Origin of the sequence: Caballeronia catudaia, assembly GCF_001544755.2 — a bacterium.
In the GTDB taxonomy this organism is placed as follows: Bacteria; Pseudomonadota; Gammaproteobacteria; order Burkholderiales; family Burkholderiaceae; genus Caballeronia; species Caballeronia catudaia.
This window is the reverse complement of the sequence record NZ_FCOF02000017.1, coordinates 102,635-126,707: the sequence shown is the minus strand read 5'-3', so window position 1 is coordinate 126,707 and position 24,073 is coordinate 102,635. Positions and strand designations below refer to the sequence as shown.

Below are 24,073 nucleotides of genomic sequence, written 5' to 3'. Positions count from 1 at the left end.
GTGTGGACGGCATCGGGCAAGAAGAAGAACCAGAATCGCTCGAACGATCCAGCCAAGCGGCACTGAGTCGCGCCGCGTGCCGCGGGGTTCTGCTCAGTGGAGCGTGCGCGGCATGTGCAACGCGAATTCCGCTATGGGCGCCTCGAAGCGCTCGCCATCTTCCGCCACGCAGAAATACTCGCCGCGCATCGTACCGACCGGCGTTGCGATCACGGCCCAGCTCGTGTATTCGAACTGCTCGCCTGGAGGCAAGAGCGGCTGATGCCCGACGACGCCGAGCCCCTTCACTTCCTGCACGTGACTGTTGCTATCGGTGATGATCCAATGCCGCGAAATCAACTGCGCCGCGACCTGGCCGGTGTTGCGAATCGTCAGCGTATAGGCAAACGCGTACTGGCGACTATCGGGGTCGGACTGTTCCGGCAAATACCGCGTCTCCACGGAAACGCTGAATTCGTACTGGCTCATCGTTATTCCAATTCCCATTCGATCGGTCGCTGCGCCGCCAGACACAAGCGCGCGGGCGCGCGGGCGCGCCGCTATTCGTCTGGCATTCTGCTTGATGCAGGCCGCGCCCGCAACACGATTGCCGCCTCGACGTCACATCCGCGCGTCATTCACTGGCCGTTCGGACGACGGACCCGATGCAAAAACGCGGGTTAAAATCACGGCTTTAGGCCGCTACCCGCATACGTCCATGACGCAATTCCACATCGCTCCCAGCATCCTGTCCGCGGACTTCTCCCGCCTCGGCGAGGAAGTTCGCAACGTCGTCGCCGCTGGCGCCGACTGGATCCACTTCGACGTCATGGACAACCACTACGTTCCGAATCTGACGATCGGCCCGTTGGTGTGCGAAGCCATCCGCCCGCACGTGGACGTCCCCATCGACGTGCATCTGATGGTGCGCCCGGTCGACCGCATCGTGCCCGATTTCGCAAAAGCGGGCGCCAATGTAATCAGTTTTCATCCTGAAGGTTCGGATCACATCGACCGTACGCTGTCGCTGATCCGCGATCACGGCTGCAAGGCAGGCCTCGTGTTCAATCCCGCGACGCCGCTCAATTACCTCGACCACGTGATGGACAAGATCGACCTCGTGCTGATCATGTCGGTCAATCCGGGGTTCGGCGGGCAGTCGTTCATTCCCGAAGCGCTCAACAAGCTGCGCGAGGCGCGTGCGCGCATCAATGCCTATCGCGATCGCACGGGACGCGAGATTCACCTCGAAGTCGACGGCGGCGTGAAGGTGGACAACATCGCGGCGATCGCGGCGGCCGGCGCCGACTCGTTCGTCGCGGGCTCGGCCATTTTCGGCAAGCCCGACTACAAGCAGGTCATCGACGCGATGCGCGCGGAACTGGCGAAGGCCGAATCGGGAGCGAAAGCATGAGCGAAATCGTGGCGGCGCAGTCGCCTTTCGTGAACCGCCCGATCCGCGCGGCGATCATCGATCTCGACGGCACCATGGTCGATACCGCGGACGATTTCGTGGCCGCGCTGAACGCGATGCTCGCGCGTGTCGGCATCGAACAACCGGTCACACGTGAGGAAGTCACGGACTATGTCGGCAAGGGATCGGAGAATCTGATTCGCAGCGTGCTGGCGGTGCGCCTCTCGCCGTCGCAGGCGTCTGCGCAATTCGACGACGCGCTCGCGATTTATCAAAGCGAATACGCGAAGGTCAACGGCAAGCATTCGGCGCTCTTTCCCGAAGTGAAGGAAGGCCTCGTCGCGATGCGCGAAAGCGGCATCGCGCTCGCGTGCGTAACCAACAAGCCGCATCGGTTCGCGGTGGAGCTGCTCGCGCACTTCGGCATCGCGGATTTCTTCAAGGTGATTCTCGGCGGCGATTCCCTGCCCGCGAAGAAGCCCGATCCGCTGCCGATGCTCACCGCATGCGAACGACTGGACGTATTGCCGCGCGAAACCGTGGCGGTCGGCGATTCAGAGAACGATGCGCTCGCGGGCCGCGCGGCGGGCCTTGCAACCTTGACGGTTCCGTACGGTTACAACCACGGCAAACCTGTGCAATCGGTGAAATCGGATGGTATAGTTTCCTCGCTGCGCACCGCAGCGCTGGCGATTGCCGCCACATTGGCGCCGCCGGATACCACACTGACCGAATAAGTCCATCCATTCATGTTTCTCAACAGAAAACGGAGTCTGAGCAGCATCGACCGGGGAGCCTGGCCCTGGCGTCGCTGGTCGCGCTAACCTCGCCCGAGGTGCGCTGAAGCCATCCTCCCGATCGCGCTTCAGCATCCGTTTTTTGTTTCGCTGCGCATTCCTGCGCCGTTTCCGTCGAATCGCATTACATCGAATTCTGCTCGCGCGCGCGTCGCATGAGCGATTCGCGCAGCCTCATCCGCTTTGCTCACACGAAGCGGCGAGGCCGTCGTATGCGATGATCACGGGATACGACCGCCCGCAGCGTCCCAGCTCTCCCCGATGCCGCGCCGCCCAAGAACGCGCGTGTCGATAAAGGATCGCAACATGACCGAACTCGAATTCCAATCCCTGGCGAACGAAGGCTACAACCGCATTCCGCTGATCGCCGAAGCGCTCGCCGACCTCGAAACGCCGCTCTCGCTCTATCTCAAGCTCGCGCAGACCGAGCGCAACGGCGCAAACTCGTTCCTGCTCGAATCCGTCGTGGGCGGCGAGCGCTTCGGGCGCTACTCGTTCATCGGCTTGCCGGCGCGCACGGTCGTCAGCGTGCAGAACGGCAAGTCGCAAGTTCTCACCGATGGCAATGTCGTTGAAACCGATGAAGGCGATCCGCTGGCATTTATCGAGACCTATCAGAAGCGCTTCAAGGTCGCGACGCGGCCCGGGTTGCCGCGTTTCTGCGGCGGTCTCGCCGGTTACTTCGGCTACGACGCGGTGCGCTATATCGAGAAAAAACTCGCACACACCGCGCCGCCCGACGACCTCAATCTTCCCGACATCCAGTTGCTGCTGACGGAAGAAGTCGCGGTCATCGACAACCTTGCGGGCAAGCTCTATCTCATCGTCTACGCCGATCCGACGAGGCCCGAAGCGTATGCAAAGGCGAAACATCGTCTGCGCGAACTGCGCGCGCGTCTGCGCGTGACGGTGCAGCCGCCCGTGACATCGTCGAGCGTGCGGACCGAGACGTTCCGCGAATTCAGGAAAGACGACTATCTGAACGCCGTGCGCAAGGCGAAGGAATACATCGCTGCGGGCGAGCTCATGCAGGTGCAGGTCGGCCAGCGTCTCATCAAGCCGTTCCGCGACAATCCGCTTTCGCTGTATCGCGCGCTGCGCTCGCTGAATCCGTCGCCGTACATGTACTACTACAACTTCGGCGGCGACGTTCACGTCGTCGGCGCGTCGCCGGAAATTCTCGTGCGTCAGGAAAAGCGCGCCGAGGATCGCATCGTGACGATTCGCCCGCTCGCAGGCACCCGTCCGCGCGGCAATACGCCGGAGCGCGACGCCGAGCTCGCCACCGAACTGCTGAACGATCCGAAGGAAGTCGCCGAGCACGTGATGCTGATCGACCTCGCGCGCAACGACGTCGGCCGCATCGCGCAGACGGGTTCGGTCGCAGTGACTGACAAGCTGATCATCGAAAAGTACTCGCACGTTCAGCACATCGTGAGTTCGGTCGAAGGCAAGCTCAAGGAAGGCATGAACAACTTCGACGTGCTGCGCGCGACGTTCCCGGCCGGCACGCTGTCCGGCGCGCCGAAGGTCCGCGCGATGGAACTCATCGACGAGCTCGAACCGGTCAAGCGCGGCTTGTACGGCGGCGCAGTCGGCTATCTCTCGTTCAGCGGCGAGATGGATCTTGCGATCGCGATCCGCACCGGCCTCATCCACAAGGGCAATCTCTACGTTCAGGCAGCGGCGGGCGTCGTCGCGGATTCGGTGCCGGAATCCGAATGGCAGGAAACGGAGAACAAGGCGCGCGCCGTGCTGCGCGCCGCCGAGCAAGTGCAAGACGGCCTCGACAGCGACTTCTGAGGAGACAAGACCATGCTGCTGATGATCGACAACTACGATTCCTTCACCTACAACCTGGTCCAGTACTTCGGCGAGCTCGGCTGTGAAGTGCGCACGTATCGCAACGACGAAATCACGCTCGATGAAATCGCGAGGCTCGACCCCGAGCGCATCTGTCTCTCGCCGGGACCGAGCAATCCGCAGCACGCGGGCATCACGCTCGACGTGCTGCGCGAGTTCTCCGGCAAGCTGCCGATTCTCGGCGTGTGCCTCGGCCATCAGGCGATCGGCGAGGCGTTCGGCGGACGCGTCGTCCGCGCGCAGACCATCATGCACGGCAAGGTGAGCCAGATCGAAACCGACTGTAAAGGCGTGTTCTCCGATCTGCCGAAACACTTCAACGTGACGCGCTATCACTCGCTCGCGATCGAGCGCGAGTCTTTGCCCGACTGTCTCGAAGTGTCCGCGTGGACGCCGGACGGCGAAATCATGGGTGTTCGTCACCGTGAATTGGAAGTGGAAGGCGTGCAGTTCCATCCGGAATCGATTCTTTCCGAGCATGGCCACGCGCTGCTCGAAAACTTCGTCAAGAACACTACGACCGGAAAGCGAGCGTAAAACATGATCACCGCACAGGAAGCGCTGCAGCGCACGATCGAGCATCGCGAAATCTTCCACGACGAAATGCTGCATCTGATGCGCCAGATCATGCGCGGCGAGATGTCGCCCGTGATGGCCGCCGCGATCATCACCGGCTTGCGCGTGAAGAAGGAAACCATCGGTGAAATCGCCGCGGCCGCGACCGTGATGCGCGAGTTCGCGAATCACGTCGAAGTCGAGGACAACTCGAATTTCGTCGATATCGTCGGCACCGGCGGCGACGGTTCGCATACCTTCAACATCTCCACCGCTTCGATGTTCGTCGCGGCGGCGGCGGGCGCGAAGGTCGCGAAGCACGGCAATCGCGGCGTGTCGAGCAAATCCGGCAGCGCGGACGTGCTCGAAGCGCTTGGCGTCAACATCGATCTGACACCGGAGCAAGTGGCCGCGTCGATTCATGAGACCGGCATGGGCTTTATGTTCGCGCCGAATCATCATCCGGCGATGAAGAACATCGCGCCCGTGCGCCGCGAACTCGGCGTGCGCACCATCTTCAATATTCTCGGGCCGCTGACGAACCCGGCTGGCGCGCCGAATCAGCTTCAGGGCGTGTTCCACGAAGATCTCGTCGGCATTCAGGTGCGCGTGATGCAGCGTCTCGGCGCGAAGCACGTGCTCGTCGTATACGGCAAGGACGGCATGGACGAAGTTTCGCTCGGCGCCGCGACGAAAGTCGGCGAATTGAAGCATGGCGAAGTCACCGAGTACGAGATACATCCCGAGGATTTCGGCCTGCAAATGGTGTCGAACCGCACGCTGAAAGTGCAGGACGCGCAGGAATCGAAGGCGATGCTGCTCGGCGCGCTGAACAACAAGGCGGGCGTCGCGCGCGAGATCGTCACATTGAATGCGGGCACGGCGCTTTATGCCGCCGATGTCGTCGATACGATCGAAACCGGCATGGCCGCCGCGCGCGAGGCGATCGAAAGCGGCGCGGCACGCGAGAAGATCGACGTGCTCGCGAAGTTCACGCAGCAATTCGCGAAGAAATAACGGAAGCCGATATGAGTGACATTCTGGATCGCATCATCGCGGTCAAGCGCGAGGAAATCCGCGCCGCCGAACAAAGCGCCCCGCTCGAAGAGCTGAAGCTCGAAGCCAGCGCGCGCGACCTGCGCGATTTCGTCGGCGCGTTGCGCGCGAAACATGCGGCGAATCAGGCCGCCGTGATCGCGGAAGTGAAGAAAGCGAGTCCGTCGAAAGGCGTGCTGCGCGAGAACTTCGTGCCCGCCGACATCGCGCGCTCGTACGAAAAGGGCGGCGCCGCGTGCCTTTCCGTGCTCACCGACGTCCAGTTCTTCAAGGGCAGCGTTGCGTATCTGGAGGAAGCGCGCGCGGCGTGCAGCCTGCCGGTTCTGCGCAAGGACTTCATCATCGACCCGTATCAGATCATGGAAGCGCGCGCGATGGGCGCGGACTGCATCCTGCTGATCGCCGCCGCGCTCGAACTCTCGCAGATGCAGGATCTCGAAGCGTACGCGCATTCGCTCGGGCTCGCGGTGCTGGTCGAAGTGCACGATGCCGACGAACTGCGCGATTCACTCACGCTGAAGACGCCGCTCATCGGCATCAACAACCGCAATCTGCGCACGTTCGAAACGACGATCGAGACGACCATCGGCATGCTTGAGCAAGTGCCGGACGACCGCATCGTCGTGACGGAATCGGGCATCCTGTCGCGTGTCGATGTCGAGCGGCTGCGCGCGATGCGCGTGCATACCTTCCTCGTGGGCGAAGCATTCATGCGCGCCGACGATCCGGGCACGGAGCTCGCGCGCATGTTCTTCTGAATTCATCGAAAGGACCGTACCTTGGGCATCGAACAGGAACTCAAGCTCGCGCTGGCGCCGTCGCAACACGACGACGTCGCGCGCTTCTTCGACGAACGCACCGGCGCGGGCAAGCCGATCGAGCTCGCCAACGTCTATTTCGATACGCCGGAGTGCGCGCTCGCGAAGGCGAAATCCGCGCTGCGCCTGCGCCGTACGCCGGATGAATGGCTGCAGACGTACAAGACGCTCGGCAAGACGGTCGGCGGCCTGAGCAACCGGCACGAGTGGGAATTGCCGGTCGCGGGCGAAGCGCTCGAGATCGACGCGCTCCTCGCCGCCTGCGAAAACGACGCCGCACGCGATGCGCTGAAACGCGCCGCGCCCGAACTCATCGCGCTTTTCAAGACGGACGTGAGGCGCATCGTGTGGGATATCGAGCGCGAGGGCTCGCAGATCGAAGTGGCGCTGGATCTCGGCGAGATCACCGCGGAAGTCGACGGCAAGACGCGTCGCGCGGAAATCAGCGAACTCGAACTGGAACTGAAATCGGGCGAAGAAAACGCGCTTTCGATGCTCGCGGCCGAACTGCGCGGCGCGTTTCCCGAGCTCGTTCCCGAAGATCTCAGCAAGGCCCAGCGCGGCTATCTTCTGCGCGAGCAACCCGCAAGCAACACCCGCGACGCCTGAGCATGAGCCGACAGCCTTCCCTCTTCACGGATAGCGAAGCCGCGAACACGCCGTCGAACGTGACGACGCTCGAAAGCCAGTTCGATGCCCTGCCCTCCGACTGGCGCAAACATCTGAAGCCATTCATCGACAGCAAGCATTACGCGGCGCTGTGCGCGTTCGTCGATGCCGAGCGCGCCGCCGGCAAGACGGTCTATCCCGCCGATGTCTTCCGCGCGCTGCGCCTCACGAGCCCCGCCGACGTCAAAGTCGTGATTCTCGGGCAGGACCCGTATCACGGCGAAGACAAAGGCGCGCCGCAAGCGCACGGACTCGCGTTTTCGGTGCCCGCGCCGGTGCGCCCGCCGCCTTCGCTGCGCAATATCTTCAAGGAGATTCACGCGAGCCTCGGTTTTCCGGCGCCCGCGCACGGCTGCCTCGATTCGTGGGCGAAGCAAGGCGTGTTGTTGCTCAACACGTCGCTGACCGTCGAGCGCGATAAAGCGGGAAGCCACGCGAAGCGCGGCTGGGAGCAATGCACGGATACGCTGATCCACGAAATGGCGCAGCGCCACGACGGTCTCGTGTTCATGCTGTGGGGTGCGCACGCACAGGCGAAGCGCGCGCTGATCGAAGGCACGGGAAAGTCGCACTGCGTGCTCGAATCCGCGCATCCTTCGCCGTTGTCGGCGTATCGCGGATTCTTCGGCTGCGGACATTTCGCGCGCGCGAACGACTATCTGACGGAGCACGGCCGCGAGCCGATCGACTGGCGTTTGCCCGCCGAGCCGGAATTGCTGGCCTGAAACGCGAAAAACCCCGCCGAATCAGCGGGGTTTTTTCCTTGACGGCGTCCGGAAGACTCAAACCGCCGCGATCGCCTCACGCGCCGACGCCAGCGCCGCGCCTGCCGCATCGGGCCCCATGTTCAGGCCTTCGGCGTAGATGAAGCTCACGTCGGTCATGCCGAGGAAGCCGAGGAACGTCGTGAGGAACGGCGTCTGCGAATCGTTCGGCGTGCCTGCGTACTTGCCGCCGCGCGCCGACACGACATACACCTTCTTGCCCGTCACCAGACCTTCCGCGCCGTTCGCGCCATAGCGGAACGTGATGCCGGCACGCGCGATCCAGTCGAAATACGTCTTCAATTGCGACGAGATGCCGAAGTTGTACAGCGGCGCCGCGATCACGACGATGTCCGCAGCCTGCAGTTCGGCGATCAGCGCTTCGCTCTTCGCGTTGATCGCGACTTGTTCCGCGCTGCGCTGATCGGCGGGCGTGAAGAAGGCGCCGAGCGTGGCGTCGTCCAGATGCGGGAGGGCGTCGCCCAGCAGATTGCGCACGACCACTTTCGCGCCCGGATTGCTTTGTTGCAGTTTCGCGGTCAGTTCGTCGGCGAGCAGCGTCGATTGAGCGCCTTGCGAACGGGCGGCGGAGTTGATTTGCAGAATCGTCGTCATGATGGCTTCCTATCTCTGTCAGGTTTCGGGCGCTATCGGCGTCCGGCTTAGGAAGCATTCTTCTCATTTCGACCCTCGGGAAAAAGCCATCCGATTGTGACGGATCGTTGCACTGATGGAACAATCCGCCACGCTTTCCCGCCATCAGCCTCTCATTTAGCCCCGCAGCCAGCGCTCGCGCCACTGTTTCGACGGCCCCCGCCCGTCGATGGCCGTCAGCACATAGCGCGCGACTTCCGGTCCGTCGAGCTTCAGTTCGGTGCGGCGCAGTTCGTCGCGGCGGAACGCGTGCACTTCGACCTTCGCGCCCGGCGAATAGCGCGACAGCAACGCATCGAGATTCGAGCCGGTGACGCGCAGACCGTCGATCGCGACGAGCACATCGCCCGCCGACAACCCCGCCTTCTGCGCCGCGCTGCCTTCGTGGACGACGGCAAGCGTGCAATCCGCGCCGCCGCGCACGCGCACGCCGAGCGTGGGTTTCAGCGACGCGCCGTTGCCCGGCAGATCCGGCGCGAGCGCGATGCCGAACGGCTCGAAGAGCGCGTCGAGCGGCAGGTCGCGCGTGCCGCGCACGCCATCGCGGAAAAGCGACCGCAGATCCGCGCCGGTCGCTTCGGCGAAAAGCGGCTCGACGTCTTCTTCCCGCAAGCCGCGCGGCTTGCCGTTGTAGAAGTCGCGGCCGTAGCGCTGCCACAGAAGGCGCATCACGTCGTCGAGCGATTTACGGTTGTCCGTTTGCGCGCGAATCGAGAGATCGAACGCCAGCGCGATCAGCGAGCCTTTCTGGTAGTAGCTGACGATCGCGTTCGGCGCGTTTTCGTCGGCGCGGTAGTACTTCACCCATGCGTCGAACGAGCTTTGCGCGACGGATTGCTTGAGCCGCCCGCTGCCGCGCAGCACGCCGCCGATCGTCTTGCCGACCAGACTGAAGTAATCGCCCGTCGAGATGAGACCGCTGCGCACGAGCATCAGATCGTCGTAATAAGACGTGAAGCCTTCGAAGAGCCACAGCAGCGACGTGTAATTCTCCTGCGACAAATCGTACGGCGCGAAGGCCGCCGGCTTGATGCGCTTTACGTTCCACGTATGGAAATACTCGTGACTGCACAGGCCAAGATACGTCCGATAACCATCGGTCGTTTCCGGCCGGCCCTGCACCGGAAGGTCGGTGCGATTGCAGATCAGCGCCGTCGATGCGCGATGTTCGAGCCCGCCGTAACCATCGCTGACGGCGACGGTCATGAACACATAGCGGTCCATCGGCGCTTTCTTCGTGCGCGGCTCGAACAGCGCGATCTGCGCTTCGCAGACGCGCTTGAGATCGGCCGCGAGCCGGTTCATGTCGAGATTGACGACGCGCCCTGCGATCACGATGTCATGCTTCACGCCGTGCGCGGTGAAGCCGCCGAGCGCGAATTCACCGAGCGTGACGGGATGGTCGGCGAGTTCGTCATAGTTCGCCGCTTCATAGGCGCCGAAGCCGTAGCGTTTCGTGCCGCGCGCCTCGGCGAGCGCCGTCGCGACGCGCCAGTTGCGGTACGCGCCGCCCTGCGGCGGCTGGATATCGACGATGCACGGCGCGCCCGACTGCCCTTCCACGGCGAGAAACGTGCTCGTGGCGTTGAAGAAGCCGACGGTATCGTCGAGATGCGCGGCGCGCACCGACATGTCCCACGCGTAGACCTCGTAGCGCAGCGTGATCGGACCTTCGATCGGTGCGGCCTGCCACGCGTGCTTGTCGATCTTCTCGATCGCGATCTTGCGGCCCGCCGCGTTGAATGCCTGGAGCGTCACGATATTGCGCGCGAACTCGCGGATCATGTAGCTGCCCGGAATCCAGACCGGCAGCATGAAGCGCTGGCCGGCGGGATGGGGCTCGGCGACCGTCAGCGTCACTTCGAAGAGATGCGCGGCGGGATTTTTCGGAACGATGCTGTAGCGCACGGGCTGCGCGGCTTGCATGAGCGGTGTCATCTCGATGTCCTTGTTCTTGTTCTGGGCGCTCCGTGCGAACAAGCGCGCCCGGCGCCTTGCTTCATTACGCTGCGCTTTCGCAAAGCAAGGCCGTAAAACACAGGAGGCGCATGAAGCGCCTCCCTTCCTCGTTCCGCGCCGCGCTCAGCGCACGGCGGACAGTTCTTTTTCGAGCCGGTCGGCGGGCACGGCGCCCGGCAGACGCCGGCCATCGGCGAGGAACACGGTCGGCGTGCCGGTGACGTTCATCGAGCGGCCGAGCTTCAGGTTCTTGTCGATCGCGGTCGTGTCGCACGACGCGGCCGTGCCCGGCGCCTTGTGATCGAGCATCCAGCTTTCCCACGTCACGCCGCGATCCTTCGAGCACCAGATCGACTTCGACTTGGCCGTCGAATCGGGCGAAAGCACCGGATACAGGAAGGTGTAGACGGTCACGTTGTCGATCGACTTCAGCGTCGATTCGAGCTGCTTGCAATACGGGCAGTTCGGATCGGAGAACACGGCGATCTTGCGGCTGCCGTTGCCCTTCACGACCTTCACTGCGTTTTCGAGCGGCAGTTTCGCGAAATCGATCTTGTTGGTTTCGGCGAGCCGCGCTTCGGTCAGATTCTTGCTGCTGCGCGTATCGACGAGATCGCCGATCAGCACGTAGTTTCCGGTTGCATCGCTATAGACGATCTGCGAGCCGAGATTCACTTCGTAGAGGCCGGGAATGTCGGTCTTCTGGATGCTCTTGATGGTCGCGTCGCCCATGCGCGATTCGAGCGTCGATTTGAGCTTGTCGGTAGTTTGATCGGCCTGGGCCGAGCAGCCCATGCCGAGCGTCACGGCCAGCGCCGCAGCCGTCCAGATGGCAAAGCGAAAAGTGGTTTTCATGCGGATTTCCTGTGAGTCGCCTGAGCGTAACGCGTGCGTCGCGCCTGTGGAATATCAACGGACTGTTTCAGCCGAGCGCCGCCGACACCAGCCAGCGCTTGACGAGCGGCTGCGCGCCGACGAACGCCATGCCGGTGTTGCGGATCGCGCGCGCGAGCGTGCCCGGCACGGCGAAGAGCCGCTGCAGGCCATCGGTTGCGAACATGAGCTTCTGAATGTCTTCGCGGCGCGCGCGTTCGTAGCGGCGCAGCAAAATGGGATCGCCGAGATCGCGGAACGACTCCTTGTTCGCGATGACATCCGCGAGCGCGGCGACGTCGCGCAGGCCGAGGTTCATGCCCTGCCCCGCGAGCGGATGAATCAGATGCGCGGCATCGCCGACGAGCGCGACCCGCGGCGCGATCAGCTTGTCGACGGTCTGCAGCCCGAGCGGAAAACCCTGCGCGGGCGTCACGCAGTCGAGCGTGCCGAGCATGTTTTGCGTCGCGTGCTCGACTTGGGCGGCGAGCTGCGCCGGATCGAGCGCGAGGAGTTCGTCCGCATGCTCCGTGCGAGCCGACCAGACGAGCGACACGTGATCGCCCGGCAACGGCAGCAGCGCGATGATTTCGCTGTCGCGGAACCATTGATACGCCGTCTCGCCGTGCGGCTTTTCGGTCTTGAAATTGGCGACGACGCCCGTTTGCCGGTAATCGCGCCGATTCATCTTCGCGCCCATTTGGGCGCGCACCCAGGAATGCGCGCCATCGGCGCCGACGATCAGATCGGTTTCGAGCATTTCACCGCTCGCGAGCGCGATGTGCGCGGCGTCGGGTTCGACCGTCATGCCCTGCGCGCGCGATTCGAACCACGAGAGGCTCGGCTGAAAGCGCAGCGCGGTATCGAGCGATTGTTCGATCAGCGACGATTCCACGATCCACGCGAGTTGAGGAACCGACGCCTGGAACGCCGAGAAATGCAGTTCCGCGTGGGCATCGCCGAAGACGCGCATGTCGAAGACGGGGCCGAGACGCGAGCGATCGAGCGCCTGCCAGACGCGCAGTCGTTCCAGCAGCGTCTGCGAGCTCGACGACAGCGCGTAGATGCGCGAATCGAACGCAGCGCCTGGCGGCAGCCCCGCGGCCCGCGACGCGACGAGCGCCGTGCGCAGCCCGGATTGCGCGAGCGCGAGGGCGGCCGTCTTGCCGACGAGCCCGCCGCCGACGACGACAGCGTGAAATTTGAGGGGATGCGGAGTCATCCGGGCATTATAGCCGTGGGGTACGAACGGGTTTGTCCGCCGCGCGCACGCGGAGTTAGGGCGCCGGGACCGGCGTTACAATAGCGGTTTGCCCGGCCGCCCGATGCGGCCACAGCCGGGGCGAGCCTGAGCGTTTGCGGCCCGCCCATCGCGCACCATTTTTGACGAAACCCGCGCGGCGAAGCGCCGTCTCACCAGTTCGAAGGATTCCATGAGCCTCCAATGCGGCATCGTCGGCTTGCCTAACGTCGGCAAGTCCACGCTTTTCAATGCTTTGACCAAGGCGGGCATCGCCGCCGAAAACTATCCGTTTTGCACGATCGAGCCGAATGTCGGCGTGGTCGAAGTGCCCGACGCGCGCCTCACGGCGCTCGCCGAAATCGTGAAGCCCGAGCGCATCCTGCCGGCGGTGGTCGAATTCGTCGACATCGCGGGACTCGTGGCGGGCGCGTCGAAGGGTGAAGGACTCGGCAACCAGTTCCTCGCGAACATCCGCGAGACGGATGCGATCACGCACGTCGTGCGCTGCTTCGAGGACGAGAACGTCATTCACGTCGCGGGCAAGATCGATCCGATCGCGGATATCGAAGTCATCAACACCGAACTCGCGCTCGCGGATCTCGCGACCGTCGAGAAGGCGTACACCCGTTACTCGAAGGCCGCGAAGTCGGGCAACGACAAGGAAGCCGCGAAGCTCGTCGCCGTGCTCGAAAAAGTGCGCGCGCAGCTCGATCAGGCGAAGCCGGTGCGAGGTCTTTCGCTCTCCGACGAAGAGCAGTTGACGATCAAGCCGCTCTGCCTGATCACGTCGAAGCCGACGATGTACGTCGCCAACGTGAAGGACGACGGCTTCGAGAACAATCCGTATCTCGACGCAGTGCGCAAGCACGCGGAAGCGGAGAACGCGCCGGTGGTCGCGGTGTGCGCGGCGATCGAAGCGGAAATCGCCGATCTCGACGATGCCGACAAGCTCGAATTTCTCGCCGACATGGGCATGGACGAGCCGGGTCTGAATCGCGTGATTCGCGCGGGTTTCAAGTTGCTTGGATTGCAGACGTATTTCACGGCGGGCGTGAAGGAAGTGCGCGCGTGGACGATTCATATCGGCGATACGGCACCTCAGGCGGCCGGCGCGATTCATACGGATTTCGAGCGCGGGTTCATTCGCGCGCAGACCATCTCGTTCGATGACTACATCGCGTTCAAGGGCGAGCAAGGGGCTAAGGAAGCCGGGAAGATGCGGGCCGAGGGGAAGGAATATGTTGTGCATGACGGGGATGTCATGAACTTCTTGTTCACCCGCACATAAGGGGGCATGGACACCCACCCCAGAACTTGGGGCCTATGGACATCTACCGTGGGGCACCACACCTAATCTCTCAGGTCCCTCCGGCCTGCGCGCATTGCGGCGAGCCTCGCATCAGAGATAGGTTCACCCGCGTTGTGAGTCCTCCCGCCGCTAACTGTGACGTCGAACCGGTCGGCCGTCGACGTCTTGCTCCTCATAAATAAAATCGTGGCAAGCCGGCAATGCCGGCGCGTCAGCCTCAAGTGTGTGCAACTTCGGCACCGCCGTCAGGCGGCTGTCCACACCCTCGTGGTGTGGGCAGCGAAGTTGTGCACACGGGGAAGCGGCAGGCATCCGGGCCGTCCCGAGGGGGTTCTTCCGTAACGTTTTTCGTGCTGACTTTTGCGCTGATTTGCGGACTGTCTTTGGAGCGATATGGCCCCGAAAAGCATCTCGTTGGCTCGATGTGAGCGCAACGGGCCCGAGTCGGAGTAGTTGCCAAACTATCAGTGTCGCGGATGTTGCGTCCGCCCCGGCTCGCTTCGAGCGCTGCGGAGGCAAAGTTGTGTGGGTATATCCCGACGACAGCAGTCGGGGCGAGCGTCAGCCAATGGCATTCTGAGGGAGCTTTCAGGTCATTTTTTGCGTGAATGGCGCGGCTTGCCGAGGTGCTCGCACATTTCCCAGAGCCACTTCCGGACGAAGTTCTGGTCGTCAAGCGAGAGTCGCTCGAGCAACGACGTCATTTCTAGTGCAACGTCTCCTGACCGAGACGAGCCGCTTTGTAAAAGGTCAACCACTGGCACTGCCAGCACCTCAGCCAGCTGATACAAACGAGGCAAAGTCGGAAGGACAATCCCTCGCTCGAATCGTCCGATGGTCTCAATCGTTACATCCAGCCGCTCGGCGAGAAATTCTTGTGTGTATCCCCGCTCCGCACGAAGGCGAGCGAGCGTAGAGCCAATTTGGTTGGCCAGCCTTTTTTCCTTTATTTGCGTCACTACTCAACATTATGTGTCGTTGGCCGACAGATATGGTCGTCTCAACTGGCATTTATGGTAACGGCATGGTATGTTGGTATACGACATAAAATGTCGTGTAGTCAGCAAAGTAGGTCAAACGTTGCTCATTTCGTTGGTTACTTGGATGCTATTCACTGACAGCAGTTGGGAAGAGCCACATCCCATAAAGAAGAGGCTCATGCAGCCATTTCTTCCGTGGCGCTGCGTTGGATGGTCGGACGCCACGCCGAACTTCTTCGTCGTTGCCTCCTCTCGCGGTGCGGACTGGAGCCCGGACGGTTGGGTGGTGGACGGTGCCGAGGCGCTGATTCAATTGGTACTGCAACTTGGCGATGTCAGCTTCTCCGTTCACCTGTTGGCTCGCAATGAAGCTGACGCTTCCGTCACGCTCTGCCGAGTAACCGGGTTGTGGCAGGAGGCGGAGGGCAATGATAAGGGCGTCATGCACTACTGGTATTCGACCACCGACGGGGAGACAAGACGGTGTTGGCCTGCCAAATCCGGTAGGCATGTTAAGAGACCACGGTTGGTCAAAGTATTGAGCTTCGATAACGGATGAGTACGTGCGTGATTCGAAATCTGCGGCGGGCGGCAGAACGCGCTTATCCGTGAGTATCGCAAGAACGACACCGCTCTCTGACCAGCTCCAACCGCGATGAATCGAATCACGACCAAAAGAGTTGCAACGCCGCGGCCGTCTCATCAAAGGCGAGACGCACCTTCGCCCGAAGAAGCGCGGCTTGCGCGGATAGACCATGCGATTCATCGTGCGGTCGTCGTTGCCGTCCTGGTTGACCCCATAGGCGCCATGGCACTTCTCGACATCCCCGACGAGGAGCTAGGCCGGCTAATCAAGAATCGTGTGTGGGAAATCGTAGGCGTGGCAACCATTCTAAATCTCGACATACAGTCGATGCGCGACGAAGAAGAGAGGCTACGCAAGCGAGCTAACCGTATATCGAAACTGCGAACATCGCACGACGATTTGACACAAAGCGCATTGGAAGGCTCGGGGCATAGCTCCCTTGTGCGCGAAGGAAAATTGCTACGCACACAAGACTATTGCAAGGCCACAGGTATCACGGAGAAGAAGCTGAACAAGTATCTCGAGTCAGCGCGAATCTTCAGCGTTGAAATGGCGCAAGAGACGTACATCCCGGCGTTCTTTCTTTCATCGCTGATTCACCGAGATGACTTCGAGAAGGTCATACGTCGGTTGGGCGTTGCTACATCGGGTCTGGAAAAATGGCATTTCTTCACCACACCGGTCGCGGACCTTGGAGGCTCCACGCCACTCCAACTCCTAGCGATTAAAGATGTCACCGCAGTAGCGAAGGCCGCCGGTGGTTTCGCGAAGCAGAAAGCCTCGAGGCCACCAAAGTTGTGAAGGATTTTCTAGGCGTTGCTCTTCAAAACGCGTGGTTGTTGCTCATACCAGCAGCCGGATTCGTACTGAGCCTGTTCGTTTTACGCATCAAAAGGCGATACGTGAAGGAGAGTGTCTTGTCTAGGCGGTTTGCCTACCGCCGCGCGCACCAACTGTCCCTCAAAGTCGGTGGGAGAAGTGATGAACCCGCATAGCCATCTCGACCTCGACATTGCTCTTCGCAAGTTCCACGAACTAGGTCTGGAGGGCGTGGACTTAGGATATGCGTACTGGTATGGAGTTGGACAGCTACTCAAACGAGCGGTCGGGATGCAAGCGCAAATAGATTCGCTCAGTAAGGAGTTGGAACGATGCCGCGCGAGGCTCAAGAAAGCGGATTGACATGAAAGCGCCCGGCGCGAGGAGGCCTCCATGAAGGAAGGGATTAGTGTGGAAGAGAGATTGTTCCGAAAATCGGACAAGCCTTCTGAGGACTTGAGTTGCAACTGGCACTACAAGAAATCCGCGGACTACAGCGACTTTGTCTCGACAGATTTATCTGGGAAATGGTGCATCTTTGCGAGCCCCACTGAGGTGGACGGGACGTGGAGCAAAATCAGCGGCGCTATCGAGAACAACCAGCTGATGTGTGCCAAGGTGTCCACCGCTCTGCGCAGCATCGGTCACAATGGGCACGTCATCTGTGTCTACACGCATGACTGGGCCGACAGGAGCGACATCATGCGTGCCCGCGACGTGCTTCGGTCGCTGGGCTTCGTGAAGGAGCTCGGCTACAAGCGTGACATTGATACACGGAATAGGATTTACGGCGCTGGCGAGTGGTACCTACGTGCATAGTCTGAGCCGCGCAATCTAACTGGAGAGCCACAATGGCGACAAGCGTGAAAATTTCACCGCCGCCTGACGCCGACGATTTCATGTCCACCGCCGAAGCCGCGAAGCTCCTATTCGTTTCCCGTCCACATGTCGTGAAGCTGCTTGAGCAAGGAAAACTGAAGCTACACCACACAACTCGGAACAACCGGTTCCTGACGACGGCATCAGTGCTAGCTTATCAGGCGCACCTGGATGCTGCGGCAAAAGCCTACCAAGCTTCAACAACCGACGAAGAGTAATGGGGCACTACGGTATTCCCAGCGAAGCACAGACGGTGGCATGCGGAACCGGGGCAACGTTGAACTAAATTTTCTGCCTCATGCTGTCATAACAAAACTATTCGGGGCAACCAGTTGGCTAAGGATTCAAAGCTTGGCTTCGCTGCAAGTTCGGGACATTCCGGCGGAAGTATAGTCACATGAACACGAACTCCGATTCACGCGTTGCGGCCGGCCACGCCGCGGTTAGCAGACTTCTCTCGAAGATTTTGCGCCATGAGCCCGAGATGGTCGGCATACGCCTCGACCGTCAGGGCTGGGCGTCTGTCGATGAACTGATACGCGCGATAGAACGTACTGCGCGCAATGCGAACGCATCGAAGCGACTGAGGACATTGCCGACAGTGACCAGAGAACTCATCCTCGCGGTCGTGGCCACAAACGATAAGCAGCGGTTTTCGTTATCTCAGGATGGCCTGCGGATACGAGCGGCACAGGGTCACTCGATAGGCGTGGACCTCGGATATGCCGATATGGAGCCGCCGGCTGTCCTTTATCATGGCACCGCGTGGAGCAACTGGGAGAGTATCGCGGCTGACGGATTGACGCCTCGGACCCGGCACGCTGTCCATCTGAGCACGGACGTCAACACAGCGACGCGCGTAGGAGCTCGCCACGGCCAACCACTGGTATTGGTGGTGGACGCAGCGCGGATGCACGCTGACGGGTACTCTTTCGCGCGGTCGGATAACGGAGTTTGGCTTACTCCTGCTGTGCCGACGGCATACCTGTCAAAGTGGACGTCCGACGAACGGGGGCCAAGCTCATGAAGGCGCGTTGTCGCCAGTTCGTGCTGAAGTGCGCGTTTTGGGACGACCAGCAACATCAAACCACGTCGAAGCTGTACGCCAACCGGCGGCGATGCATTCAAATCATCGCGAGCGCGACCTATCTGAATATCGCCTGAATGCACTAGCGCGTGTCAGAGTAGCACTCACGGAGATTGCTTTTGCCGGTAGGCTACCCGAACATCGAAGGGGAAGTTACATGGCTGAATCGCGGCTTACAACCAGAGGCAGTACCACGGTGCCTGCCGAGGTCAGGAAAGCGTTAGGCATGAAGCCGGGCACGCGGCGGGTGTGGCATGTCATGCCCGATGGCAACGTCCTGGTACGAGCAAAATCGAAGTCGATTCTGGAGTTGGCAGGAGCCGTGGAATTCCCGGTCGAAGGGGTGACCATCGAGGACATGAAAGCGTGGCGACGACACCGCGCGTAATCAGCGAGGCCAAATTTCGTCGGCGGTTTCGACGATGAGGACGATTGCAAGGCAAGCTGCCGCACACGTCGCTTCCGCGGCGCGTTAGATTGATGCATCTGCGTTTCAGCCCATCGGTAGTCGTCGCATTGTAATGGGAGCATAGAAGTGCTTGATTCGCACGACGAAAAGCGGGAGAAAGCTGTCGCCTGGCTGCGAGAAGCCGACGGTCTGCTCATCACAGCTGGCGCTGGTATGGGCGTCGACTCGGGCCTTCCTGATTTCCGCGGTCAGGAAGGTTTCTGGCGAGCGTACCCCGCGCTTCAGCATCAAGACCTTTCGTTCGAGGACATGGCGAACCCCGTTCGGTTTGCGGAGCAACCGAAGCTTGCGTGGGGCTTTTACGGACACCGCCTAAAGTTGTACCGCGAGACTGTTCCACACGACGGCTTTGCGATACTGCGCCGATGGGCTGACCGCATGAGTCATGGCGCGTTCGTGTTCACGAGCAACGTCGATGGACAGTTCCAAAAGGCCGGATTCCCAGAACACCGTGTGCACGAATGCCATGGGTCGATTCACGCACTCCAATGTCTGGTGACCTGTACGCACGATACTTGGTCGGCGACAGATTTTCATCCGCTCGTAAATGAAACAACCTCCGAGTTGGAGAGCCCGATGCCCCGTTGCCCTCGTTGTGGCGCTCTCGCGCGTCCGAATATCCTAATGTTTGGCGACTGGGGGTGGGTCGGCCTTCCCTATGAGAAACAGCAGCAGCGACTTGCAGCCTGGATTTCTTCCGTGTCAAAGCTTGTTGTCGTCGAAGTTGGTGCCGGGAAAGCCTTGCCGACGGTACGACGTTTCAGCGAACGATTCTCGGCACAGAGGCTCATTCGAATCAACCTTCGTGAGTCGAACACGAATCCGTCGCATGGAGTCGGCTTAGGAGGCTCCGCCGCTGCGACGCTCAAAATGCTTGACGCCCACTTGTGACTTTTGCAAATCACATCCAACCCCATAGTGCGGGTACACCTCGGCAGCAATGTGTTCGCGCTCCGCAGAGCGAATTCACGCGCGGGGCAATAACATGCGAGGCCTGTCCGATGGTCACACCGAATCGGCAGTCGCCACAGCTATCGAGGACGAAATGACGGACCGACAAGTTCCCGCCGATTTTCCGAGAGAGCCCGACCCAGGTGGGGTAACCGGGGTTCAACCAAAGCTCTTGGTTCGCGAAGTCGACGGTCGCTATCTAAGCGCTCTAACCGACGAGGAACTGTGGGTGCGCTACGACGCCTGCGAAGACTTGGCGGCTCAGCTATCCGAATACGCATTGCGGAAGATTGCGACGTCTGGATTGACGCGTGACGTCGCGCTGAACCGGGCCGAAAAGGGAATGAGGTTGAAGGTCGACGCCGGGGAATGGGATTTTTCGCAGCTTGAGGTGGCTTGGGTCATCAAGCGCACGCGGCAACTGCTGCTGCCTGAGGGCGACGAATAGCGGTTGGCTAATGCATGAGAGCGCACCGCATGACCTGATGCCTGGAAGCGCTCAACACATAGCCAGAGCAACGCCGTGCCGGCCGACACGCTCTTGTGTGTCAAGCTGTCACGGCTCAGCGTAGCAAAGGATGTGATGGTCACGTTCTTTGCACGCGCGAGACTGGAGAGCAGACGCACATGCGGTGTGGCTGGTTCTAGGAAGCCTGTTTGTCGCCGCGCAGCATTTTCGTCGCCTTCTACAGTTCAGTTCAGTCCGCCTTGTTCGCCGAGTGCCACTAAAGTGTCGACCACGTGTCGCACCTTAGGTCGTAGATGAGCAACCTTCGGCCAGACAGCGTGCACGCCTATCAATTCAGTCGATATGTCATCGAGAACTGACAACAACATGCCCGACTCTAGGTGAGGCCGCAGGAGTGACATCGGCATCTGGCAAAGCCCCAAACCGGCGAGAGCCGCTTCGACAATCGAGTCGCCGTCGCTGACTTGATGGGTTGCTGGGGGCGAAATCCGAGTGGACACGCCATTGACGTTTACTCGCCACGAGAGCGGCTGGCCACGGCGGTAGCCGAGAATGCAAGATTGCTTCTTCAAATCTCCGAGTGTGCTCGGAGTGCCGCGCTGGGCAAGATACGCGGGCGATGCCGCAATCACCATCCGTTGGCTAGTCAGACGACGGGCAACCAGACCACTCGAGCTTTCGAGCTCCCCGAATCGGATAACAAGGTCGACGCCTTCCTCAATCGGGTCGATGAGATGGTCGGAAAACGTCATCGTGAACTGCAGGTCGGGATTTTCCCGCGCGATGTCCAGCAAGATGGGAACGAGTATGCGGCGCCCAAATGCTGCTGGCATGTCGATGCGCAGGCGGCCGACAGGACGATGAAGCTCCGGTCCGAGCGCAGTTTCTGCCGCGGAAATTTCGTCGAGCGCAGAGGCGCACGCGGCGAAGTAGGCCTCGCCATCGGCTGTGAGGGAGATGCTGCGCGTTGTGCGATGGAAGAGCTGAGCGCCCAGGCGCTCCTCCAGCTTCGCAATCGCTTTTCCAACAGCGGACTTTGTCAGCCCAAGTTGTTCGGCAGCGTCCGTGAAACTGCGCGAGCGTGCCGCCGTGACGAAGATAACAATGCCGCTGAAACTGTCGACCTGCGCCATGACGAGCCCCACTGAGGAGTTTTATTCCTCATATAGGGGAGTAAGCCGCTTATTGTCAACCCGGAGTGTCCCAGAGACCATACAAGGCGGTCGGATTGTCAGATTTTGACCGTGCACCCTGAATTGACTGCCTCGATGGCCGCGTTCGCAATACGCAGCGCGCGGATACCGTCCCTGGGTGTTGCCGGCATCGGTGCGTTCCGTTCGAGTGCCGTCAGAAAGCGGTCGAGTTCGACCTTATACGAGTCCGCATGTCGCTCAAGGAAGAAGTTCAAGAGCGGCTCACGCGCCTCCGTCCTTTCGCTCGTCCACCGGCGAAGGCTTGACGGCCGATGGTTTTCGTTCAACAGCATCCCCTTTGAACCGAAGACTTCGACACGTTGGTCGAAGCCATACACAGCCTGACGCGAACCGTTGATATGGCACTGCTTGCCAGAAGCCGTCCGAAGCAACACCATCACACTGTCGTAGTCCGGAAGCTCTTCAAGGCCCGGGTCGACCAGACGGCTACCCATTGCCATCACCTCGACCGGGTCCTCGCCGAGCAGCCAACGAGCTGTATCGAAATCGTGGATAGTCATGTCACGGAAAATGCCGCCCGAATGACAGAGGTACTCGCGTGGAGCAAGCCCGGGGTCGCGGCTGGTGATAATCACCTGGCGAACGTCACCGACTTCCCCTTCATCTATTGCCTGCTTTAGCCGCATTGCGTCCGGGTCAAATCGACGATTGAATGCAAGCATCACGCGGCCATTGAGGCGCTCGATTTCCTCCACGGCCGCCAGTGCGCGGTCAATATCAAGGTCGATGGGCTTCTCGCAGAACACGGGCTTGCCGAGGCGGACCGCTTGCAGTGTCAGGTCGATATGAGTGTCCGTCGGCGTTCCGACAATAACCGCATCGACGTCCTCGCGGTCCACGACTGACTTGCAATCAAGGGAAGCATCGCAACCGAGGTCGGCGGCGAGCGCCTCGACGGCCTCCTTGTACGGGTCTGCAACGGCGACGAGTTTCACTCGACGGTCGGCAGCAACATTAGCGGCGTGGATTTTTCCGATGCGTCCAGCACCGAGAACGGCAATTCGCAACATTCGAGTCTCCAATTATTCGTCGACGCATCAACGTGCGCCGACTGTTCAAACTTGCTTTCAGAAGTCTAGGACGTCCGTCGTCGACTTGTATTTCCCCGTTTCTTCACCGGTGCCTGTGCTTCCAACCAACTCTCGCGTGGGTCAGTACCGGCGCCATCAGCGAGTTGTCGGCTTAGACGCAAGATGTCGTCGAGTCCGAAGTCCTGAACATCGGGAATCGGGTCGCCGCGCGCTGCGGCCACAGCTGTCGCAATGCGTAGCGCATTCGAGCGCTCGCGCATCAATAACTCCAATGCTTCAACGAGAAAGGCTCGCTCTTTGGACGATACGTTAGAAGCAAGGAAGCGGTCATGAGCAGACATGCGCTGGTCCTTTGGGCGGTTCATCCGTGGATGCCGTTCGGCAACCGGCCTAGTTAAATGAGGCTGCGGATACTGCCGCCGTCTACTCCCCATACCGCAGAAGTGACGAACGACGCGAGGTCCGAGGCCATGAACACAATGACGTTGGCCACTTCGTCCGGCTGCCCGAGACGGTTGAGTGGCAAGTGACGCAAGGACAGTTCATGCTCGACCGCATCCTTGGGCGCCATACCGTGGAACTTGCCCATGGTGTCAGCGAAGCCGCCTTCCTTCGTCCAAAATGGCGTCCAGACCGGTCCCGGTGCGACAGCGTTCACGCGAATCTTCGGCGCTTCGGCGCGGGCAAGACCTTTCGTTAGGGCAAGCACCGCAGCCTTGGACGCGGAATAATCAATCGGTACAGGTTCGGGCTGCCGTGCAAGGTCCGACGCGTTGTTGATGATGACCGCCTTCTCACGGTTTCGCAGCACGGGCAGCAAGTAGCGACAGGTCCGCACGTAGCTCATGAAGTTGAGATTCATCGTGAAATCCCATTCCTCATCCGAAAGTTCGTCGAACGTGCGGACCTTACCGGCGCCGACGTTGTTCACGAGAATGTCCACCTGACCGTTGTAGGACGCCAGAGCTGTATCGATACCACCTTTGACTCCTTCTGCTGTCGACAGGTCCGCCTGTGCAATCGTCACATTCGTGCCAAGCGCTCGGAGCTCGGACTCGGCTTCTTTCACCGCGTTGCCGTCGATGTCGATGAGGCAAAGCCGTGCGCCTTCGCGCGCAAATCCAAGTGCTGTAGCTCGTCCGATGCCCTGCGCAGCGCCCGTGATGAGCACAATCTTCCCGTCAAGTCCGGTCTGCATGATGTCTCCGTTCTAATGTTGTATGTCGGCGCCCACGCTTACTGAATCGGAGAGGTTAGTCACCCGACAGCCTTTGCATAAAGGCGAGCGTTTCCCGCTCCTCGAAGATTGCGAGGAGCATCTTTCACCAGCAATGAAGCAATGGCCCTAGCGGTTGTCTACCCGCTTGATGAAAGGCCTGATGTCGACCGTCGCCCAGATTCCCGCTTTATTGAACGGGTCTGAGTCGACAAACTTTTGGATTTCTTCGATGCCATCGGCTTCGTAGAGAAAGAAGCTGCCAATCATGGTTTGACCATCCGACCTCGTCAGCGGGCCAGAGATGAGCGTCTTCACCGGCGCTGTCTGCAGATAGGCCTTGTGGGCATCGTAATTTTCGAGGCGACGTTCGACCATATTCGGATGGTCGAGGCAATAGACGGTGAAATTCATTGTTG

Annotated in this window: 28 protein-coding genes; 17 read left to right on the top strand and 11 right to left on the bottom strand. The window is 60.8% G+C overall.

Translation table 11 applies throughout. The features are described 5' to 3' along the window. Positions 1–93 precede the first annotated feature (93 nt). On the bottom strand, positions 94–468 hold the full coding sequence (gene apaG, locus AWB75_RS19585; protein WP_061125736.1) for a Co2+/Mg2+ efflux protein ApaG: 375 nt from the start codon (positions 466–468) through the stop codon (positions 94–96). A gap of 229 nt (positions 469–697) precedes the next feature. On the opposite strand from apaG, the gene rpe reads away from it, so the two are divergent. From rpe to AWB75_RS19545, 8 genes are all read left to right on the top strand, one after another. Then, the gene (rpe, locus tag AWB75_RS19580; protein WP_061125735.1) at positions 698–1,393 is read left to right on the top strand and encodes a ribulose-phosphate 3-epimerase; all 696 of its coding nucleotides are present in this window, start codon (positions 698–700) and stop codon (positions 1,391–1,393) included. After that, complete coding sequence (locus tag AWB75_RS19575; protein ID WP_061125734.1) at positions 1,390–2,130, top strand: phosphoglycolate phosphatase; 741 nt, start codon at positions 1,390–1,392, stop codon at positions 2,128–2,130. Before rpe ends, AWB75_RS19575 begins: the two co-directional genes overlap by 4 nt. A 366-nt stretch (positions 2,131–2,496) precedes the next feature. Further along, positions 2,497–3,993, top strand: a complete 1,497-nt coding sequence (trpE, locus tag AWB75_RS19570; RefSeq protein WP_061125733.1) for an anthranilate synthase component I — start codon at positions 2,497–2,499, stop codon at positions 3,991–3,993. 12 nt (positions 3,994–4,005) lie between these two features. After that, a complete protein-coding gene (locus AWB75_RS19565) occupies positions 4,006–4,590 on the top strand; it encodes an aminodeoxychorismate/anthranilate synthase component II (RefSeq protein WP_061125732.1) in 585 nt (194 codons plus the stop codon). A gap of 3 nt (positions 4,591–4,593) precedes the next feature. Continuing rightward, positions 4,594–5,625 (top strand): anthranilate phosphoribosyltransferase, encoded by a 1,032-nt coding sequence (gene trpD / locus AWB75_RS19560; protein ID WP_061125731.1) that lies wholly within the window; start codon positions 4,594–4,596, stop codon positions 5,623–5,625. Positions 5,626–5,636: 11 nt separating this feature from the next. Continuing rightward, a complete protein-coding gene (gene trpC, locus AWB75_RS19555; protein WP_061125730.1) occupies positions 5,637–6,422 on the top strand; it encodes an indole-3-glycerol phosphate synthase TrpC in 786 nt (261 codons plus the stop codon). Between the two features lie 21 nt (positions 6,423–6,443). Then, positions 6,444–7,091: a CYTH domain-containing protein gene (locus AWB75_RS19550; protein WP_061125729.1), complete on the top strand. Its 648-nt coding sequence runs from the start codon at positions 6,444–6,446 to the stop codon at positions 7,089–7,091. A 2-nt stretch (positions 7,092–7,093) separates the two neighbouring features. Beyond that, positions 7,094–7,876: a uracil-DNA glycosylase gene (locus AWB75_RS19545; protein WP_061125728.1), complete on the top strand. Its 783-nt coding sequence runs from the start codon at positions 7,094–7,096 to the stop codon at positions 7,874–7,876. Positions 7,877–7,933: 57 nt separating this feature from the next. Here the strand turns inward: AWB75_RS19545 and AWB75_RS19540 are convergent, their stop codons facing one another. The 4 genes from AWB75_RS19540 to AWB75_RS19525 all read right to left on the bottom strand — a co-directional run bounded on the left by AWB75_RS19540 (position 7,934) and on the right by AWB75_RS19525 (position 12,623). Beyond that, entirely contained in the window at positions 7,934–8,530 is a 597-nt protein-coding gene (locus AWB75_RS19540; protein ID WP_061125727.1) for an FMN-dependent NADH-azoreductase, read from the bottom strand. Positions 8,531–8,686: 156 nt separating this feature from the next. Beyond that, entirely contained in the window at positions 8,687–10,507 is a 1,821-nt protein-coding gene (locus AWB75_RS19535; protein WP_235012161.1) for a M61 family metallopeptidase, read from the bottom strand. Between the two features lie 144 nt (positions 10,508–10,651). Continuing rightward, a complete protein-coding gene (locus AWB75_RS19530) occupies positions 10,652–11,383 on the bottom strand; it encodes a DsbC family protein (RefSeq protein WP_061125726.1) in 732 nt (243 codons plus the stop codon). 67 nt (positions 11,384–11,450) lie between these two features. Then, positions 11,451–12,623, bottom strand: a complete 1,173-nt coding sequence (locus AWB75_RS19525; protein WP_061125725.1) for a UbiH/UbiF family hydroxylase — start codon at positions 12,621–12,623, stop codon at positions 11,451–11,453. Positions 12,624–12,834: 211 nt separating this feature from the next. Between AWB75_RS19525 and ychF the strand changes: the two genes are divergently transcribed. Next, the gene (ychF, locus tag AWB75_RS19520; protein WP_061125724.1) at positions 12,835–13,932 is read left to right on the top strand and encodes a redox-regulated ATPase YchF; all 1,098 of its coding nucleotides are present in this window, start codon (positions 12,835–12,837) and stop codon (positions 13,930–13,932) included. A gap of 614 nt (positions 13,933–14,546) precedes the next feature. On the opposite strand, the gene AWB75_RS19515 is transcribed toward ychF, so the two are convergent. After that, positions 14,547–14,912 carry a helix-turn-helix domain-containing protein gene (locus AWB75_RS19515; RefSeq protein WP_087086688.1) on the bottom strand — a complete coding sequence of 122 codons (366 nt, stop codon included), beginning with the start codon at positions 14,910–14,912 and terminating at the stop codon, positions 14,547–14,549. 199 nt (positions 14,913–15,111) lie between these two features. Between AWB75_RS19515 and AWB75_RS19510 the strand changes: the two genes are divergently transcribed. The 8 genes from AWB75_RS19510 to AWB75_RS19470 all read left to right on the top strand — a co-directional run bounded on the left by AWB75_RS19510 (position 15,112) and on the right by AWB75_RS19470 (position 20,172). Continuing rightward, positions 15,112–15,492, top strand: coding sequence for a hypothetical protein (locus AWB75_RS19510; RefSeq protein WP_143746461.1), 381 nt, complete (start codon positions 15,112–15,114; stop codon positions 15,490–15,492). Positions 15,493–15,588: 96 nt separating this feature from the next. Continuing rightward, positions 15,589–16,320 carry a hypothetical protein gene (locus tag AWB75_RS19505; protein ID WP_143746460.1) on the top strand — a complete coding sequence of 244 codons (732 nt, stop codon included), beginning with the start codon at positions 15,589–15,591 and terminating at the stop codon, positions 16,318–16,320. Positions 16,321–16,731: 411 nt separating this feature from the next. Then, positions 16,732–17,157, top strand: a complete 426-nt coding sequence (locus AWB75_RS19495; RefSeq protein WP_061125720.1) for a putative phosphothreonine lyase domain-containing protein — start codon at positions 16,732–16,734, stop codon at positions 17,155–17,157. 32 nt (positions 17,158–17,189) lie between these two features. Further along, positions 17,190–17,435, top strand: a complete 246-nt coding sequence (locus AWB75_RS19490) for an excisionase family DNA-binding protein (protein ID WP_061125719.1) — start codon at positions 17,190–17,192, stop codon at positions 17,433–17,435. Positions 17,436–17,614: 179 nt separating this feature from the next. After that, a complete protein-coding gene (locus AWB75_RS19485; RefSeq protein WP_061125718.1) occupies positions 17,615–18,244 on the top strand; it encodes an RNA 2'-phosphotransferase in 630 nt (209 codons plus the stop codon). 286 nt (positions 18,245–18,530) lie between these two features. Further along, positions 18,531–18,692: a hypothetical protein gene (locus tag AWB75_RS39465; RefSeq protein ID WP_235012160.1), complete on the top strand. Its 162-nt coding sequence runs from the start codon at positions 18,531–18,533 to the stop codon at positions 18,690–18,692. Positions 18,693–18,839: 147 nt separating this feature from the next. Further along, the gene (locus AWB75_RS19475; protein WP_061125716.1) at positions 18,840–19,664 is read left to right on the top strand and encodes an SIR2 family NAD-dependent protein deacylase; all 825 of its coding nucleotides are present in this window, start codon (positions 18,840–18,842) and stop codon (positions 19,662–19,664) included. 154 nt (positions 19,665–19,818) lie between these two features. Continuing rightward, entirely contained in the window at positions 19,819–20,172 is a 354-nt protein-coding gene (locus tag AWB75_RS19470; protein WP_061125753.1) for a hypothetical protein, read from the top strand. Between the two features lie 245 nt (positions 20,173–20,417). On the opposite strand, the gene AWB75_RS19465 is transcribed toward AWB75_RS19470, so the two are convergent. The 5 genes from AWB75_RS19465 to AWB75_RS19450 all read right to left on the bottom strand — a co-directional run bounded on the left by AWB75_RS19465 (position 20,418) and on the right by AWB75_RS19450 (position 24,068). Then, positions 20,418–21,326 carry a LysR family transcriptional regulator gene (locus tag AWB75_RS19465; RefSeq protein WP_061125715.1) on the bottom strand — a complete coding sequence of 303 codons (909 nt, stop codon included), beginning with the start codon at positions 21,324–21,326 and terminating at the stop codon, positions 20,418–20,420. 98 nt (positions 21,327–21,424) lie between these two features. Then, a complete protein-coding gene (iolG, locus tag AWB75_RS19460; RefSeq protein ID WP_061125714.1) occupies positions 21,425–22,417 on the bottom strand; it encodes an inositol 2-dehydrogenase in 993 nt (330 codons plus the stop codon). A 65-nt stretch (positions 22,418–22,482) separates the two neighbouring features. Then, positions 22,483–22,779 carry a hypothetical protein gene (locus AWB75_RS37120; protein WP_143746459.1) on the bottom strand — a complete coding sequence of 99 codons (297 nt, stop codon included), beginning with the start codon at positions 22,777–22,779 and terminating at the stop codon, positions 22,483–22,485. Between the two features lie 53 nt (positions 22,780–22,832). Then, complete coding sequence (locus AWB75_RS19455; RefSeq protein ID WP_061125713.1) at positions 22,833–23,636, bottom strand: SDR family NAD(P)-dependent oxidoreductase; 804 nt, start codon at positions 23,634–23,636, stop codon at positions 22,833–22,835. Positions 23,637–23,783: 147 nt separating this feature from the next. Further along, entirely contained in the window at positions 23,784–24,068 is a 285-nt protein-coding gene (locus AWB75_RS19450; protein WP_061125712.1) for a YciI family protein, read from the bottom strand. Positions 24,069–24,073: the final 5 nt, after the last annotated feature.